Annotated in this window: 19 protein-coding genes; 11 read left to right on the top strand and 8 right to left on the bottom strand. The window is 66.7% G+C overall.

Annotated features, from left to right (window positions below):
- The first annotated feature begins 523 nt into the window (after window positions 1–523).
- The 4 genes from AC1RJ5_RS10190 to AC1RJ5_RS10205 all read left to right on the top strand — a co-directional run bounded on the left by AC1RJ5_RS10190 (window position 524) and on the right by AC1RJ5_RS10205 (window position 3,785).
- On the top strand, window positions 524–1,183 hold the full coding sequence (locus AC1RJ5_RS10190) for a PepSY-associated TM helix domain-containing protein (RefSeq protein ID WP_269573992.1): 660 nt from the start codon (window positions 524–526) through the stop codon (window positions 1,181–1,183).
- 15 nt (window positions 1,184–1,198) lie between these two features.
- The gene (locus AC1RJ5_RS10195) at window positions 1,199–1,726 is read left to right on the top strand and encodes a DUF2271 domain-containing protein (RefSeq protein WP_269573991.1); all 528 of its coding nucleotides are present in this window, start codon (window positions 1,199–1,201) and stop codon (window positions 1,724–1,726) included.
- 20 nt (window positions 1,727–1,746) lie between these two features.
- Window positions 1,747–2,673 carry a DUF4198 domain-containing protein gene (locus AC1RJ5_RS10200; RefSeq protein WP_269573990.1) on the top strand — a complete coding sequence of 309 codons (927 nt, stop codon included), beginning with the start codon at window positions 1,747–1,749 and terminating at the stop codon, window positions 2,671–2,673.
- A 227-nt stretch (window positions 2,674–2,900) separates the two neighbouring features.
- The gene (locus tag AC1RJ5_RS10205) at window positions 2,901–3,785 is read left to right on the top strand and encodes an FAD:protein FMN transferase (protein ID WP_269573989.1); all 885 of its coding nucleotides are present in this window, start codon (window positions 2,901–2,903) and stop codon (window positions 3,783–3,785) included.
- 160 nt (window positions 3,786–3,945) lie between these two features.
- Here the strand turns inward: AC1RJ5_RS10205 and AC1RJ5_RS10210 are convergent, their stop codons facing one another.
- The 5 genes from AC1RJ5_RS10210 to cobT all read right to left on the bottom strand — a co-directional run bounded on the left by AC1RJ5_RS10210 (window position 3,946) and on the right by cobT (window position 9,917).
- Window positions 3,946–4,629, bottom strand: a complete 684-nt coding sequence (locus tag AC1RJ5_RS10210) for a Fe2+-dependent dioxygenase (protein WP_493113140.1) — start codon at window positions 4,627–4,629, stop codon at window positions 3,946–3,948.
- Window positions 4,623–5,348: a tetratricopeptide repeat protein gene (locus tag AC1RJ5_RS10215; protein WP_269573987.1), complete on the bottom strand. Its 726-nt coding sequence runs from the start codon at window positions 5,346–5,348 to the stop codon at window positions 4,623–4,625. Before AC1RJ5_RS10215 ends, AC1RJ5_RS10210 begins: the two co-directional genes overlap by 7 nt.
- 12 nt (window positions 5,349–5,360) lie before the next feature.
- Window positions 5,361–7,685 (bottom strand): TonB-dependent receptor, encoded by a 2,325-nt coding sequence (locus AC1RJ5_RS10220; protein WP_493113143.1) that lies wholly within the window; start codon window positions 7,683–7,685, stop codon window positions 5,361–5,363.
- Window positions 7,686–7,810: 125 nt separating this feature from the next.
- On the bottom strand, window positions 7,811–8,062 hold the full coding sequence (locus tag AC1RJ5_RS10225; protein ID WP_493113145.1) for a ribbon-helix-helix domain-containing protein: 252 nt from the start codon (window positions 8,060–8,062) through the stop codon (window positions 7,811–7,813).
- 28 nt (window positions 8,063–8,090) lie between these two features.
- Window positions 8,091–9,917: a cobaltochelatase subunit CobT gene (gene cobT / locus AC1RJ5_RS10230; protein WP_493113147.1), complete on the bottom strand. Its 1,827-nt coding sequence runs from the start codon at window positions 9,915–9,917 to the stop codon at window positions 8,091–8,093.
- Window positions 9,918–9,971: 54 nt separating this feature from the next.
- Between cobT and AC1RJ5_RS10235 the strand changes: the two genes are divergently transcribed.
- On the top strand, window positions 9,972–10,361 hold the full coding sequence (locus tag AC1RJ5_RS10235) for a hypothetical protein (RefSeq protein WP_493113149.1): 390 nt from the start codon (window positions 9,972–9,974) through the stop codon (window positions 10,359–10,361).
- Here the strand turns inward: AC1RJ5_RS10235 and AC1RJ5_RS10240 are convergent.
- Complete coding sequence (locus tag AC1RJ5_RS10240) at window positions 10,358–10,558, bottom strand: hypothetical protein (protein ID WP_269573982.1); 201 nt, start codon at window positions 10,556–10,558, stop codon at window positions 10,358–10,360. The two genes, AC1RJ5_RS10235 and AC1RJ5_RS10240, sit on opposite strands and share 4 nt — an antisense overlap.
- Complete coding sequence (gene cobS / locus AC1RJ5_RS10245; RefSeq protein WP_184161029.1) at window positions 10,555–11,559, bottom strand: cobaltochelatase subunit CobS; 1,005 nt, start codon at window positions 11,557–11,559, stop codon at window positions 10,555–10,557. The genes AC1RJ5_RS10240 and cobS overlap by 4 nt, the downstream gene beginning before the upstream one ends.
- A gap of 184 nt (window positions 11,560–11,743) precedes the next feature.
- On the opposite strand from cobS, the gene AC1RJ5_RS10250 reads away from it, so the two are divergent.
- Window positions 11,744–12,406 (top strand): hypothetical protein, encoded by a 663-nt coding sequence (locus AC1RJ5_RS10250; protein ID WP_269573981.1) that lies wholly within the window; start codon window positions 11,744–11,746, stop codon window positions 12,404–12,406.
- A 259-nt stretch (window positions 12,407–12,665) separates the two neighbouring features.
- Here the strand turns inward: AC1RJ5_RS10250 and AC1RJ5_RS10255 are convergent, their stop codons facing one another.
- On the bottom strand, window positions 12,666–13,280 hold the full coding sequence (locus tag AC1RJ5_RS10255) for a winged helix-turn-helix transcriptional regulator (RefSeq protein WP_269573980.1): 615 nt from the start codon (window positions 13,278–13,280) through the stop codon (window positions 12,666–12,668).
- A 159-nt stretch (window positions 13,281–13,439) separates the two neighbouring features.
- Here AC1RJ5_RS10255 and AC1RJ5_RS10260 point away from each other — a divergent pair, with 159 nt between their 5' ends.
- From AC1RJ5_RS10260 to AC1RJ5_RS10280, 5 genes are read left to right on the top strand one after another with little or no spacing between them, the layout of a single operon-like run.
- A complete protein-coding gene (locus AC1RJ5_RS10260) occupies window positions 13,440–14,132 on the top strand; it encodes a DUF899 family protein (RefSeq protein ID WP_269573979.1) in 693 nt (230 codons plus the stop codon).
- A 23-nt stretch (window positions 14,133–14,155) separates the two neighbouring features.
- The gene (locus AC1RJ5_RS10265; protein WP_269573978.1) at window positions 14,156–14,596 is read left to right on the top strand and encodes a VOC family protein; all 441 of its coding nucleotides are present in this window, start codon (window positions 14,156–14,158) and stop codon (window positions 14,594–14,596) included.
- Window positions 14,583–14,981 (top strand): DoxX family protein, encoded by a 399-nt coding sequence (locus AC1RJ5_RS10270; RefSeq protein ID WP_269573977.1) that lies wholly within the window; start codon window positions 14,583–14,585, stop codon window positions 14,979–14,981. Before AC1RJ5_RS10265 ends, AC1RJ5_RS10270 begins: the two co-directional genes overlap by 14 nt.
- A gap of 28 nt (window positions 14,982–15,009) precedes the next feature.
- Window positions 15,010–15,489 carry a VOC family protein gene (locus AC1RJ5_RS10275; protein WP_269573976.1) on the top strand — a complete coding sequence of 160 codons (480 nt, stop codon included), beginning with the start codon at window positions 15,010–15,012 and terminating at the stop codon, window positions 15,487–15,489.
- Window positions 15,490–15,500: 11 nt separating this feature from the next.
- Window positions 15,501–16,154 (top strand): glutathione S-transferase family protein, encoded by a 654-nt coding sequence (locus tag AC1RJ5_RS10280; RefSeq protein ID WP_493113154.1) that lies wholly within the window; start codon window positions 15,501–15,503, stop codon window positions 16,152–16,154.
- Window positions 16,155–16,170 lie beyond the last annotated feature (16 nt).

The raw sequence follows: 16,170 nt of genomic DNA on the forward strand, positions 1-16,170 counted from the left end.
CCAGAAGATCACGGCGCACCGCGCACGCGGCGCACCCCTTCAAATCCACCTCTGCCCATCGGGCAAAGAAAAAGCCCGGCCGGTCCTTCGGGACCGACCGGGCTTTTCTATTGCAGACCGGAAAATCAGGCCTTGTCGACTCGCCGCGCCGGCGGCGTACTCCGCAAGATCAGGTACATGCCCCCCAGGCAAGCCGAAACACCCACCACGCAAACCACTGCCAGGCCGAGATAAAGTGCCGACATCCAGTCCTCCCAAGTCTTTTCTGGAAGGAAGCTGCGTAATTTCTTGAAGAACGGCAAGAAACATTCGTAGCTGCATTGCAACGCAATTATGCTGCAATTGCGAAATAATCGACCTCGCCGTATCGATACGAGACAGGGACTCCGGACTATCTTGGGCGGGCCCGGTGCGCGCTCAAATGGCGTAGAATCAATCGCTCCCGCTTCTTCCCGGGTTTGCAATTGCGAATCGTTCTCGTTATCGCGCCGTAATCGAATCGAACCGGAATCGCTCACCCAAGATGCACGCCCCCTCCGCCCAGGCAGAAGAACTGGCCAAGGCCAAAGCCAAGCGCGCCCGCAAGAGCTTCTGGCTGAAGCAGCTGCATACCTGGCACTGGATGAGCTCGGCGATCAGCCTGATCGGCCTGCTGCTCTTCGCGATCACCGGCTTCACCCTCAATCACGCCGCCGACATCGAGGGCTCGCCCAAGTCGGTCGAGCATGCCGTGCAGCTGCCCGCGCCGCTGCTGGCCAGGGTGAAGGCGGACGACCTGCCCGATGCCAAGAAGCCGATCCCGGCCGATGTCGCCAAATGGGTGCAGGACCAGGTCAAGATCGACGCGAGCGGCACCGCCGAATGGTCCGCCGGCGAGATCTACCTCGCCAAGCCGCGTCCGGGCGGTGATGCCTGGATCTCGATCGACCGCGATACCGGCGCCGTCACCAGCGAGAACAGCTCGCGCGGCTGGATCGCCTATCTCAACGACCTCCACAAGGGCCGCAACGCCGGCGGCTGGTGGAAGCTGTTCATCGACGTCTTCGTCTTCGCCTGCCTCGTCTTCACGCTCACCGGGCTGGTGCTGCTGTGGATGCACTCGAAGCATCGCAAGAGCACCTGGCCGATCGTCATCGCCGGCCTCGTCATCCCGGCGCTCATCGCCATTTTCCTGATCCACTAAGGGGAGCCCAAGTCCATGCAGTATCGCATCACCGGCCTCACGCTCGTCGCGATCGGCGGGGCGGGCCTGCCGACCGCCGCCGGCGCGCAGACCATCGACCTGTCGGTCACCATTCCGCAGATGAAGGTCGCCGAGTATCACCGCCCCTATGTCGCGGTGTGGCTGGAAAAGGAGGGCGCCGCCCCCCGCACGCTCCAGGTCTGGTATGATTTCGACGGCCGCAGCGCCGAGGGTGCCGGCACCAAGTGGCTGCGCGACATGCGCCAGTGGTGGCGCGTGGTCGGCCGCGGCATGAGCTTCCCGGCCGACGGCGTCACCGGCGCCACCAAGGGCGCGGGCACCCACAAGATCGCGCTGGTCGGCGGCAAGGGCGCCACGCCGGCGCTGGCGCCGGGCAACTACAAGCTGCTGGTCGAGGCCGCACGCGAAGTCGGCGGCCGCGAGGTCGTCAGCGTGCCCTTCACCTGGAACGGCAAGGCCGTCACCGCCACCGCCAAGGGCGCGAGCGAGCTCGGCGCCGTCACCGTCTCGATCAAGCGCTGATCTCAAGGGGGAATAGAGACATGAACTTCCGCAAGCCGCTTCTCGCCGCAGCCGCCGTCATCGCGATCGCTGCTCCGGCCGCCATCGCGCACCGCCAGTGGATGCTGCCGTCCTCGACCACCGTCTCGGGCACCGATAACTGGGTGACCGTCGATGCCGCCGTGTCGAACGACCTGTTCTTCTTCGATCACCAGCCGCTACGCGCCGTGCCCGTGGTCACCCAGCCCGACGGCACCGAGGGCAAGGTCGAGAACCATAATGTCGGCCGCTTCCGCGCGACCTTCGACCTGCACCTGACCCAGCAGGGCACCTACAAGGTCGCCGTGGTCAATGAGGGAGTGTTCGGCAGCTATGTGCTGAACGGCGAGCGCAAGATGCTGCCGCGCGGCACCAACACCGCCAATCTCGCCGCCGCGATCCCGGCCGGCGCCACCGATGTCCAGACCGCCGAGAATGTCTCGCGCAACGAGATCTTCATCACCCAGGGCGCGCCGACCAACACCGTGTTCAAGACCAGCGGCAAGGGCATCGAGCTGGTGCCGGTCACCCACCCGAACGACCTGGTCACCAATGAGCCCGGCAACTTCCAGTTCCTCAAGAACGGCAAGCCCGGCGCCGACCTGACCGTCACCGTGATCCCGGGCGGCATCCGCTATCGTGACGCGCTGCACGAGCAGGTGCTGAAGACCGATGCCCAGGGCAAGGTCTCGATCAAATGGGGCCAGCCCGGCATGTACTGGGTGATGGTCAACGAAGGCGGCGAGCGCGGCGAAGGCCCGGGCGCCGGTGGTCCCGGCGGCGGCCCGCGTCCGCAGCCCGCTCCGGGCGCTGCTCCCGCGGCACCGGGTGGTCCGCAGGCCGGCCCTGGTGGCCCCGGCGGCCGCCCGATGGGCCCGGTCCGCGCACGCGTGAGCTACGTCACCACCCTCGAAGTGCTGGCGCCGTAGTTCACACCGCCATCCCTCCTTTCCTGTCATCCCCGCGAAGGCGGGGATCCATGGGCGCTGCAGTCGCGGCTCTTCTCGACAACCTGCGTGAATGGATCCCCGCCTTCGCGGGGATGACGGTGTAAGAAAACGTGGACGCACGGATAGCCATCCCCCCAACCCTCTCGCCCGCGGCGTTCCATCGCCGCCGGGCGGGGGCCCCTGTCATTTCCTGCGCGGGCGAGACGATGGGGACCAGCTGGTCCGCCCGCATCGTCGCCCCGCCCGAGGGCATCGCCCTGAAGATCCAGGCCGAGCTCGACCGCGTCGTCGCCGAGATGAGCCATTGGGCCCCCGATTCCACGCTGTCCCGCTTCAACCGCAGCGAACCGGGTCGCTGGCAGCCCCTGCCGATCGGCTTCGCGAAGGTCCTCGCCGCCGCGATGGAGGTCGCCGAAAAGAGCGACGGCGCCTTCGATCCCGCGATGGGCGCGCTGGTCGATCTCTGGGGCTTCGGTCCGCCCGGCCCGCGCATCGGCTTGCCCGGCGACGCCGAGGTCGCGGACGCTTGCGCGCGGTCCGGGCGTTCCCATATCGAGCTGGACGGCCGCCGTGCCCGCCGCGATGCGCCGGTGCGGCTCGATTTGTCGGGCATCGCCAAGGGGCACGGCGTCGATCGCGTGGCGGAGATGCTGCGCAGCATGGCGCTGCCCGATTTCCTGGTCGAGGTCGGCGGCGAGCTGCGCGGCGAGGGTATCAGGCCCGATGGCCAGCCCTGGTGGGTGGATTTCGAATCCCTCCCCTCCAGCCCCCTGGCAAGTTTTCGCGTCGCGCTCCACGGCCTGTCGGTCGCCACTTCGGGCGACTATCGCCGCAGCTTCGCCCATGAAGGCCGCGACTATGCCCACACCCTCGATCCCCGCACCGGCCGCCCGCTGGAAAACGGCGTCGCCTCGGTCACGGTGCTCCATCCAAGCTGCATGCTCGCCGATGCCTGGGCCACTGCGCTGACGGTGCTGGGCCCGGACGGCATGGCGCTGGCGGAACGCGAAGGGCTCGCGGCGCACATGGCGGCGCGCGAAGGCACGGGCTTTATGGAGCATCTCTCGCCGGCCCTGCAGGGGATGCTCTGAGAAATTCCCTTCCCTGAAAGGGAGGGGAGCGCAATCGGGTTGCAACACAGGATTTCGCCTGCTTGGCCACCACAACTGCGAGATGCGCTTGCCGCGCGGCAACCGAGTCAATTTGGCGCCACGAAACCCCGCTCCCGGCGTGTACTTCGTGTACTTTGGCTCAGGCGTCGGCCCAGCGGCGCAGGAGATTGTGGTAGACGCCGGTCAGCTCGATCACCGAGCGATCGTCATTGCCCAGCGTCGCTACCAGCCGCTGCACTGCCTGGTCCATCTCGAACAGGATGCGCCGCGCGCCATCGTCGCGCACCATCGACTGCATCCAGAAGAAACTCGCCACCCGCCGCCCGCGCGTGACCGGCTCCACCCGGTGGAGGCTCGATGAGGGATAGAGGATCGCGTGCCCCGCCGGCAGCCTGACCGACTGCGCGCCGAACTGCCCCTCGATCAGCAGCTCGCCGCCGTCATAGGCAGCGGGATCCTCGAGGAAGACTGTCATCGACAGGTCGGAGCGGATGCGGAAGTCCGTGCCCCTCTGGATGCGGATCGCATTGTCGACATGCGTGCCGAACTGCTGCCCGCCGCCATAGCGGTTGAACAAGGGCGGGAAGACCTTGAGCGGCAGCGCGGCGGCGAAGAACAGGGGTGACTTGCCCAGCGCGTCGAGGATCATCGCCCCGCCCTGGCGATGCGCGTCGCTGCCCTCGGGAAGCTGCTCATTGTCCTTGGCCAGCGCCGATTGCGCGCCGGAAGTCGCATTGCCGTCGATCCATTCGGCCGCATCGATGATGCCGCGCAGCTCGGTCACCTGCTCGGGCGAAAGCAGGTCGGGAATGGCGATCAGCATGAAGTTCCTTCCTTGCGCAGCGCTGCGCTGCCCCGGGTCCGTAGCCGCTCGTCCGGGACCTGCGCCAGCCAGGCAAGCGCCTTGTCGCGGAACACCGGCTTCGCCTCCGCCCCGCACCGCTCGATCCACAGCAGCGCGCCTTCCACGTCGCCGGCTTCGGCAAGCATCCGGGCATGGTTGAACATCCCGCGGAAGTCCCCGCCTTCGGCCGCCCGGGCATAGCAGTCCGCCGCCGCCGCCATATCGCGCGGGACCAGGTCTCCCGCCTCATGGAAGCTGCCGACGAAGTTGGTGGATTTGGCGTGCCCCATTGCGGAGGCCTTCTGGAACCAGCCGAGCGCGGCCGCCTTGTCCTGCGTCAAGCCGGCGCCGAGCGCGAGCGCGGAGCCGTAATTGTACATGCCCCAGTCGAGCCCCGCCTCGGCGGCGACCCGGAAGCATTCCGCCGCGCGCACCTTGTCGATGCGCGTGCCCCAGCCAAGGTCATAGCAGCGGCCCAGCATGTTGAGCCCCATCGGATGCCCCTGTTGCGCCGCCTTCCAGAACCAGCCGAACGCCTCGGCCGGCTTCTGGGCGTCGAGCAGCATCTGGCCATGGATGGCCTGCGCCTCGGCCAGGCCGGCCTCCGCCCCTTCGCGAATCAACGCCGCCCGCGCCTCCGGCGAACCGGAGAGGCGGGCGGCGATGTCTTCGCTCGACAATGGATCGAGCCGCGTCATGTCCTGGCTATATCAGAACTTGTAGCTGGCCGTCAGGATCGCCGAGCGCGCATCGCCGGGGGTGGCCCAGCCGTTATTGGCGCGGATGCGGGTGTAGTAGAGCTTGTCGCCGATATTCTTGACGTTGAGCTGCAGCGACAGCGCCTTGGTCACCTCATAGGCGGCGGTCAGGTTGTGGACGAGATAGTCCTTCGAATAGAGCACCCGCGACAGCGGTCCGCCGACCACGGTGCGCGTCGGGAGATTGATCGCGAACTTGCCCTGGTAGGTCGCGCCGTAGCCGATCGTCAGGCCGAACGGCAGGGTATAGGCGGTGTAGAGGCTGCCCGAGTGCTTCGGGGTCTGCTGGAGCTGCGCACCGGCCGAGGGGTCGAGCGCCGCACCCTTCGCCACCGAGCGGATCAGCTCGCTGTCGAGATAGGTGTAGTTGGCGGTGATCTGCCAGGCCGAGGTGATGTGCCCGGTGGCGCCCAGCGCGACGCCGTCGACGCGCGAATGGCCGTCAAGCTGCTGATCGGGGACGGTCGGGTCGACCGAAGGCACCTTGTAGCTGTCACGATCGGTGCGGAACAGCGCGGCGGTCAGCAGCAGGCCGCCCTTGAACAGCTCCGCCTTGCCGCCGATCTCGTAATTCTTGGCGCTCTCGGGCTTCACGTTGCAGGTCGCGGCCGAGCAGCTGCCGTTGACGGTGCTCTGCGACGGGGTCCGCGAATTGCCATAGGCGACATAGAGGCTGATCGGTTCGATCGGCTTGTAGACCGCGCCGACGCGGTAGGAGAGCAGGCTGTTGCGGTTGCCCGTGCGGGTCACCGCCGTGATCTGGCCCAGCGTCGCTGCCGCGGTCGACAGGGTGTAGGCCGCGAACTCGCCGATGTTGCGCTCCCAGCGAACGCCGCCGTTGAGCTCGAAATGGTTCGACAGCTTCATCGTGTCGAACAGGTAGACCGCCTTGTTCGCGACCTCGCTGTGGCTCCGCGCGCTGACGATGAAGTTCACCGGACCGCTATAGACATTGCGGTTGTTCAGGTTCGGATCGTTCCAGGCGTAGGCCGGGATGGTCACGGCGGTGCCATTGGCATTGCGCTGCGAATTGCCCGAGCGCACGTCATAATATTCGCGCGAGAGCGAGATGCCCAGGTCGAAGCTGTGCTCGATGCCGAAGGTCTCGAACGTGCCCTTCAGGTCGGTCTGGTTGTAGATGATCTGGTTGCGGGTATCGCGGGTGTTGCCGCGCGAGCCGCCGCTCGGCGTGAACAGGCCCGGGGTGGTGCAGGCCAGGCCGGCGGCAGTGAGGCTCGTCGGCAGGCAGAAGGTGCCTTCCGGGCCGTCCGCGATCGAATATTGCTCGACGTCCTGGTAGCGGGTGAGGTTGCGCAGCGAGATCTTGCTGCTCAGCTCATGCTCGAAGATCGCCGTCGCCTGATCGACATTGCTGTCCTGCTTGTCGAGGTTGCGGAAGCCGTAATAGGCGCTGCGGCTGGTGCCCGGCACCTGGCCGGTGAACCAGTTGTTGGTGCTGCTGACATAGGGCACGCCGAACTGCGGGATGTTGTTGTCCTCCTGGTGGAGGTAGATCAGGCTCAGCTTGGTCGGCGCCTCGAGCCCGAAGGTAACCGACGGCATCACGCCCCAGCGCTTGTTGTTCTCGACTTCGCGACCGGGAACATCGTTGCGGTGATACATCGCGTTCAGCCGGACGCCGATGCTGTCGCTCAGCTTCCTGTCGATATCGGCGGTGGCACGGTAATATTCGTCGGTGCCGATCCCGGCCTGCACCACGGTCTTGTCGCGGCCGCTCGGGCGCTTGCTGACCAGGTTGATGTTGCCGGCGATCGAACCGGCACCCGAATAGACCGAGTTCGAGCCGTTGGTGACTTCGATCTGCTCGATGTTGAAATTGTCCGAGCGGGTATATTGCGCGCTGTCGCGCACATTATCGATCGTGATGTCGTTATTGGCGCTGAAGCCGCGCAGGTTGATACTGTCGCCATAGCCGCTGCCGCCTTCGCCGGCGCCGAAGGTGATGCCGGGCACCGTCGCCAGCGCATCGCGCAGCGACAGGATGTTCTGCTGCTCCATCACTTCGGCCGTGATCACCGTCACGGTCTGCGGGGTATCGCGCAGCGGACGGGTGTTCTTCGGGCTTTCCTGCTTCGGCTGGTAGACCTGGCCGTTGACCGTGATCTGGTCCTTGTCCTGCACGTCGTCAGACGAAGCGGGGGTATTCGCCTTGTCGCCGTCCGGCCCGTTGGAGGCGTGGGCTGGCGCGCTGGCGACGAAGCCGACACAGGCGAGCGCGAGGAAGGCGGGCGCAGCCGCACCGGTCGAACGATTCACTTGGGAACCCCCTGTTACAGATTGTTTCGCCGCCAGCTATTGCGAACCAATCTCAGAGTCAACGCTAATGCGACTGGATCGCAACATTGTCGTAAAATTGTCGCGACCGTCACAGCGGGAAAACGTCAGGGGCGATGCATCTCGGCGAGCAGCCAGGTGCGGATCGCACTGGCAAGGTTGGGGGGATCCTCCCCGCTGATCCGGGCATGGTCGATGGCCGCGACCAGCGCATTGAGCGGCAAGGAACGCCCCGCTGCGGCACGTTCCAGCGCGTCCCAGAAGATCGGCTCGAGGCTGATCGAAGTCTGGTGCCCGGCAATGGTAACGGAGCGCTTGATCGGCCCCTCGAAGCCGCCCGGGGGAGGATCGATCTTCATTCCCGCCGGCTCGCTCGCGGGCCGGGCATCATTCGGAGTCGAAGAGCGCGGCCAGCTGCTCGACCATCGTGCCGGCAAGCTGCTCGGCGTCCATGATGGTCACGGCGCGGCTGTAGTATCGGGTCACGTCATGCCCGATGCCGATCGCCACCAGCTCCACCGGTGAGCGCGCCTCGATCCAGCCGATCACCTGGCGTAGATGGCGCTCCAGATAGGAGCCCGAATTCACCGACAGGGTCGAATCATCGACCGGGGCGCCGTCCGAGATCACCATCAGGATCTTGCGGTCCTCGCTGCGCCCGATCAGTCGGTTATGCGCCCAGAGCAGCGCCTCGCCGTCGATATTCTCCTTGAGCAGCCCCTCGCGCATCATCAGCCCGAGTGACTTCTTGGCGCGGCGCCACGGCTCGTCGGCCTGCTTGTAGACGATGTGGCGAACGTCGTTGAGGCGGCCGGGCTGGGCCGGTCGGCCATCGGCCAGCCACTTCTCGCGGCTCTGCCCGCCCTTCCACGCACGGGTGGTGAAGCCGAGGATCTCGGTCTTCACGCCGACGCGCTCCAGCGTGCGCGCCATGATGTCGGCGCTGATCGCAGCGATCGAGATCGGCCGCCCGCGCATCGAGCCCGAATTGTCGATCAGCAACGTGACCACCGTGTCCTTGAACTCGGTGTCCTTCTCGCTCTTGTAGGAGAGCGACTGCATCGGGTTGATGACCACGCGCGCCAGCCGAGCCGCGTCGAGCAATCCCTCTTCCTGATCGAAGTCCCAGCTGCGGTTCTGCTGCGCCATCAGCCTGCGCTGCAGCCGGTTGGCGAGCTTGGTCACCGCGCCCTGCAGATGCACGAGCTGCTGGTCGAGATAGGAGCGGAGCCGGTCGAGCTCCTCGGTGTCGCACAGGTCGGTCGCGGCGACGACTTCGTCGAACTGGGTGGTGTAGGCGCGATATTCGAACTGGGGCGGCAGGTCGCTCCACGGCCGGTTCGGGCGGACGGGCATCATGCCCTCCTCGCCTTCTTCGCCGGGCTCGCCGTCGCCATCTTCCATCGCGTCGGACTGCTGCTGCTCGCCTTCCTCGCCCTCGTCGGATTCGCGCTGCTCGCCACGCGCCTCCGCCTGGCCTTCGCTCTGGCTCGACTCGCTCTCGCCTTCCTCGTCGCCGTCCTGCTGCTGGTCGTCGGTGCCTTCGTCCTCGCCGCCGCCTTCATCGGCTTCGTCGGGGATCAGGTCGCCCTCGGTCAGCTCCAGGTCCTGGAGCAGCTTCGACGTAAGCGAAGCGAATGCCTGCTGGTCGTCGATCGCCAGCGCCAGGGCATCCAGGTCGGAGCCGGCGCGCTCTTCGATCCAGTCGCGGATCAGCGCCATGCCCAGCGCCGCGGTGGCAGGCGATTCACGCCCGGTCAGCCGCTCGCGGACCATCAGGCCGAGCGCCGTCGACAGCGGCACTTCCTCGCGGTTTCGCGCCCGGGTGATCGGGTCGGCGCGCAGCTTCAGTTCCAGCGCATGCTCGAGATTGGCGGCGATGCCGGCATAGCCGCGCGAGCCCAGCGCCTCGACCCGCGCCCCTTCGACCGCGTCGAACACCGCGCGCGCCACCGGCTCCTTGGGCGCGCCTTTCAGGTGCAGCGCATTGTCGTGGTGGCGCATGCGCAGCGCGAAGCTGTCGGCAAAGCCACGCGCCTCGGCGACTTCCTCGGCCGGCAGGCCGCGTGAGGGCGCCGGCACCTTGATCTGGCGACCGTCCTGGCGCGGCGCCTCGCCGGTGAAGCTCAGCTCGGCCTCGCGCTCCCCCGAAAGCGCGCGCGCTGCGCCGCCAAGGACATTGCGGAACCGGTCGAGCGGAGAGTCGGCAGCCATGGCGATTGTCTTTGTGTGCCTTGTCCCCCAGGATCAAGTCCGAAGGGGGATTGGATGAAGTTTCTTGACCGTATCGGCCTCGGGCGGATGAGCCACGGGGAATATAATGCCAACCTCACCGGACTCGGCATTTTCTTCGGCGCAGTGCTCGGCTTCGTGATGGCCAGCACCGAGAACCTGACCACCAAGGACTATGTGCTGGTGCTGTTCACCACCGCGGCGATGGTGATCACCATCCTCTATGTCTCGTCGAGCCGGCACCGGATCGCCTATTCGATCCTCGCTTTCGCCTTCATCGCGGCGCTGCCCTATATCCTGGGGCTCCTGGTGACCCCGGGCGCACAATTGCCGCCCAAGCTCCAGCCGACGCTGGCGGTGTGGCTGGCGATGACGCTGATCGCCGAGTTCAACCCGCGCGACCGCGAGACCGGGCAAACCGCCTAGCGGCGCCACAACCGCCGCCAGAAGCCGCGCCGCACGGGCGGCTGCGGCGGCGAGGGCTCAACCTTGCCCACGCCCATCCGCGCGTGGATCAGGTCCTTGAGATAGGCATATTCGTCGCCGGTAATCGGCCCGCCCTCACCCCCGCGCGCCGTCCAGCGGCGGGGGTGGAGCGGATCGTCGTCCGGCGTGTCGCTCAAGCCTTGCCGACCACGCTTTCGGGCAGGTCCTTGCCGAACACGCGCTGGTAGTATTCCGCCACCTGCGCGCGTTCCGCCTCGTCGCACTTGTTGAGGAAGCTCAGCCGGAACGCGAAGCCGACATCCTTGAAGATCTCGGTATTCTGCGCCCAGGTGATCACCGTGCGCGGGCTCATCACGGTCGAGATGTCGCCGTTGACGAAGCCCTTGCGGGTCAGGTCGGCCACGCGGACCATGTTCTCGACCAGCTCCTTGCCGCCCGGCTTGTCGAAATCGCCCGACTTGGCGAGGACGATCTGTGCCTCGACCGCGGCGGGGAGGTAGTTGAGCGTCACCACGATGTTCCAACGGTCCATCTGGCCCTGGTTGATCTGCTGGGTGCCATGATAGAGGCCGCTGGTGTCGCCCAGGCCGACCGTGTTCGCGGTGGCGAACAGGCGGAAATAGGGGTTCGGGCGGATCACGCGATTCTGGTCGAGCAGCGTGAGCTTGCCCTCGGTCTCGAGCACGCGCTGGATCACGAACATCACGTCCGGGCGGCCCGCGTCATATTCGTCGAACACCAGAGCCGTCGGCGTCTGCAGCGCCCAGGGGAGCAGGCCTTCGCGGAACTCGGTGATCTGCTGGCCGTCCTTGAGCACGATCGCGTCGCGGCCGATCAGGTCGATACGCGAGATGTGCGCATCGAGGTTAATGCGGATGCACGGCCAGTTGAGACGCGCGGCGACCTGCTCGATATGCGTCGACTTGCCGGTGCCGTGATAGCCCTGGACCATCACGCGGCGATTGTGCGCGAAGCCCGCCAGGATCGCGAGCGTGGTATCCGGATCGAAGACATAGGCCGGATCGAGATCGGGCACGCGCTCGTCCGCTTCGCTGAACGCGGGGATTTCGAGGTCGGTATCGATCCCGAACAGGTCGCGTGCGCTCACCATCTTGTCGGGCGAGTCGAGGATCGTGGTGCTCCGGCTGTCGGGCTGGGTGTTGGGGATGTCCGCCATGTCTTCGTCCTTCCGTCGCCTGAGCGACTAGAAGCTCCCGTGCCGCACTGCAACGGGGATCGCGCAAAAGCCGCGATCCAAACGACCGAGCGCCGGCCCTTCCCTCGAATCGGCTTTCATGGGATCATGACGTCATAGCAACGGTCGCGCGTACACCGATTCTTGTCATCACCTGGGGAAGTCGATGAACTGGAAGCTGTTGTTCCTGGCGCTGCTTGCGCCGCTTGCGGCCTGCGACTGGGGCCAGCAGCCAGCCCAGCCGCCCCATCGCCCCCCGCCCCCGGTGACCCGCCCGATCGATCGCGGCCCCGACTGGCTCGCCGCCGTGCCTTATTGCGAGGGCGCGCTGCGCCGCGGCCAATGGCTGGTCTGTGACAACAAGGGCCTGAACTGGCTGCACCGCACGCTCGCCAACCAATGGGCCGAGGATCGCCAGGGCGCCACCCGCCAGCAACTCTGGGTCCAGCGCCAGCAGCTTCAGGCGCTGGCAAGCGAGCGCGACGCCTGCGAGACGGCGGAATGCGTGGCCACCGCCTATCGCCGCTATCTGCGCAAACCCGATCGCTGGGTGCCCGAGCCCGGCGGCTGGAACCCGCCGCCCCGGCCGCGCCCCCGCCCGGTCCATCACCGCCCGCCGGCCCCCAAGTACAACTGGCGCGACAATGGCGCGACCTGCGCGTCGAAGATCGGCTGGCAGAAGGCGGCGCTGCTCGCGCGGCAATGCTCGGTGGTCAATCCGGACGGCCAGTGCGGCCCCCAGCGCTCGTGCGGCGCGCTCAAGACGATGATCCTCGACGGCTGCTGGGACATGGGCGACCGCAAGCCGGGCTTCTGCGGGCGGGTCTAGGCGCTGCCTACAGCGCCGCGGCACCGGCTCGCGAAAAGTACAGGCCAAGAGCGGGTTTTCGCGGCCGGAATTTTGACCTTTTGGGCGGAAACGCACCGCATCTCGCAACATGCTTGCGCGCGCGTGATCCTATCTTTCCTACAGTATCAAAGAGGCGGAGCCGCCCCCTTCACCGTCACCCCGGCAGGCGAAATCCTACATTGCAAGGTACAGGAGTGATGCCCCCTACCTGCTCCTCGGCGTGCCTGACCGCCAGTCCCTAATCGTTCTCGAACCGCGGCAGCCCGAACAGGTCGACGAAGCGCTGGCCCGCGGCGAGGTCGCCGGTGACCGCCACCCGCCCCTCGCGGATCGACTCCGTGAGCGGCAACGGGCCGTAGAAGGTCGCGGCCAGCAGCGTAGGCACGCCTTCGAAGATCACCTCCGCCCCGGCCGGATCGCGCCGCTCGATCACCAGCCCGCCCTCGACGATCGCCGCGCGGAACGGCTCGCCGCCGACCCGGAAGCCCAGGTCGATCGAGAGGCCCCGCGCCGGCTCGCGCGCGATCATCGTCTTGAGCGACAGCATGAAGGCGCCGTTACTGAGCGGCAGCGTGACGTCATGCGCGGGCGAACCCGCCGCCCAGCGGCTCAATGCGAAGATCGGTTCCTCGAGCTGGGCACCCCATTTGGTCAGCTCATAAACCTGGGCGTTGACCGGCGAGGGCAGCTGCCTGCGGCGGATGATCCCGCCCTTCTCGAGCCCCTCGAGCCGCTGGGTGAGGATATTGGCGCTCAGCCCCTCCAGCGCGCCGCGGATCTCGCCGAAACGACGCGGCCCCAGCAGCAATTCGCGAACGATCAGCAGCGACCAGCGTTCTCCGATCAGATCCATTGCGAGCGCCGTCCCGCACGCGTCCTGATACCAGCGGCGCGCCTTGGCGAAGTCGTTGCTAGTTACTTTTTGTGACTCCATGGTTGCTTTTAATAACCGATGGGCGCATCAGGATCAAGAAAGCGATTCGCGAAGCCCCCAAAGCGGAGGTTTATTCCGATGACACTCGTTCCCGCCGCAGAACTGGCCGCCCGCGAAACCGCGCGCTGGCCGAATGAGAGCCCGCAATATCGCCAGGCGCGCACCGCACTGCTCGCCGAGGAGATCGAACTGCGCCGCCATATCGAGGCCGTCGCCGAGCAGCGCCGCGCCCTGCCCGCCGGCCCCGAAGTGACCAGCGACTATCGGTTTGAGGGCGAGCACGGCCCGGTCCACCTGGCCGACCTTTTCGGCACGCACGACACCCTGGTGATCTACACCTGGATGTTCGGACCCCAGCGCGAACGCCCCTGCCCGATGTGCACTTCCCTGCTCTCGGCCTGGGATGGCGAGACGCCCGACATCGAGCAGCGCGTCGCCTTCGCGGTGACCGCACGCTCGCCGATCGACAAGCTCACCGCGTTCAAGGCCGAACGCGGCTGGCAGCATCTGCCGCTCTATGCCGACACCGACCAGGCGTTCAGCCGCGACTATAACGCGATCGCCCCGGACGGCAGCGACATCCCGCAGCTGCTGGTCTTCACCCGCCGCGACGGCACGATCCGGTTCTTCTGGGCCGGCGAGATGGGCGCCGAAAGCATGGATCCCGGCCAGGACCCGCGCGGCGCGCCCGACCTGATGCCGCTCTGGACGATACTCGACTGCACGCCGGAGGGCCGCGCGCCCGACTGGTATCCCTCGCTCACCTACTGACAAGAACCACCAGGAGAGAAGCAATGCCCCAGATGATCTTCGTCAACCTGCCCGTCAGCGACGTGGCCAAGTCGACCGCCTTCTACGAGGCGATCGGCTGCACCAAGGATGCGCGCTTCAGCAACGAGCAGGCATCGGCCATGCAGCTGAGCGACACGATCGTGTTCATGATCCTCAACCGCGACTTCTTCCAGACCTTCACGCCCAAGCCGATCGCCGATGCGCATGCGGTGACCGAGGCGCTGATCTGCATCTCGCGCGACAGCCGCGAGGCGGTGGACGCGATCGTCGAGGCAGCGGCAAGTGCCGGCGGCAGGGCCGATATCCGCGAGAAGCAGGACATGGGCTTCATGTACGGCCGCAGCTTCGAGGATCCGGACGGCCATATCTTCGAGCCGATGTTCATGGACATGGAAGCGGCGATGGCCGCCTTCCCCGAAGGCCCCGCGCATGAGCCGGCCTGATCCCGTGCAGCGCAACCGCATCCTCGGCTGGTGCCTGAGCGGGCTGGTCCTGCTGTTCCTGGCGATGGACGCCGGTGGCAAGCTGATCGCCCCGGCGCAGATGATCGCCTACAGCCCGCCGATCGGCATTCCCGCCGAGCCAGGGCTCTACCAGCAGCTGGGCGTGATCCTGGCGGTATGCGCCCTGCTCTATGCGGTGCCGCGCACGGCGGTGCTCGGCGCGATCCTGCTCACCGGCTATCTGGGCGGTGCGGTCGCGCTGCACTGGCGGGTGGGCAGCCCGTTGTTCAGCCACACCCTGTTCGGCGTCTATCTGGGCGTGATCGCCTGGGGCGGGCTGTGGCTTCGCGATCCCCGCGTCCGCGCGCTGATCCCGATCGCCTGAGAATATCAGAGTCCAAAGGAGAGGACCGATGGCAGACAAGATCACCACCGTATTGTGGTTCGACCATGTGGCCGAGGAGGCCGCCAATTTCTATACGTCGCTGCTGCCCGACAGCCATGTCGGCAAGGTCTATCGCGCGCCCGGCGACAATCCGAGCACCGAGGAAGGCGCGGCGCTGGTCGTCGAATTCACCCTGGCCGGGCGCAGCTATGCCGGGCTCAACGGCGGGCCCAATTTCAAGCCGAACGAGAGCGTGTCCTTCCAGATCCTCACCGAGGACCAGGAAGAGACCGATCGGCTGTGGAATGCGATCGTCGGCAATGGCGGCCAGGAGTCGATGTGCGGCTGGTGCAAGGACAAATGGGGCTTCAACTGGCAGATCACCCCGCGCCGGCTGATCGAGATAAACTTCGGCGATGACCCCGATGCCGCGCGCCGCGGCTTCGAGGCGATGATGACGATGAAGAAGATCGACATCGCGGCGGTCGAAGCCGCGGCGAAAGGCTGAGGAGAGATGCCATGGCTATCGAGATCACCGGCTTCAACTGGGTGCCCGACTTCGCCCGCGGCTATGTCCGCGACCTCAGGCCGCGCTGGGCCTGTGAGGAGATCGGCCTCCCCTATTCCACGCGGCTGATCAGCCCGATCCCGCCCAAACCGGCCACCTATTTCGAGGAGCAGCCCTGGGGCCAGGTGCCGGTGCTGCACGACGGCGGCATCCAGCTGTTCGAAAGCGGCGCGATCCTGCTCCACCTCGCCGAGAAGGACACAAGGCTGCTGTCGCGCGACCCGCAGCAGCGGGCGACGACGCTCGCCTGGCTGTTCGCTTCGCTCAACAGCGTCGAGCCCGGCCTGTTCGAGTTGGGCAACGTCACCCTGTTCTCGAAGGACGAGGAATGGGCGAAGCTGCGCCGGCCGAGCCTGATGGAGGACATCGGCAAAAGGTTCGACCGGCTCGCCGATGCGCTGGGCGACCGCGAATGGCTGGGCGACGGGTTCAGCGTCGCCGACATCGCGATGGTGACGGTGCTGCGCAATGCCGACAACAGCCCGCTGATCACCGAGCGGCCGGCGCTCGCCGCCTATGTCGAGCGCGGCATGGCGCGGCCCGCCTTTCAGCGCGCGATGGCCGCGCAGCTGGCCGATTTCCAGCCCGCGCCCGTCGCGGCCTGACACCCGGATAGAGGAG

Source organism: Sphingomonas sp. GW822-FHT03G08 (assembly GCF_058801135.1).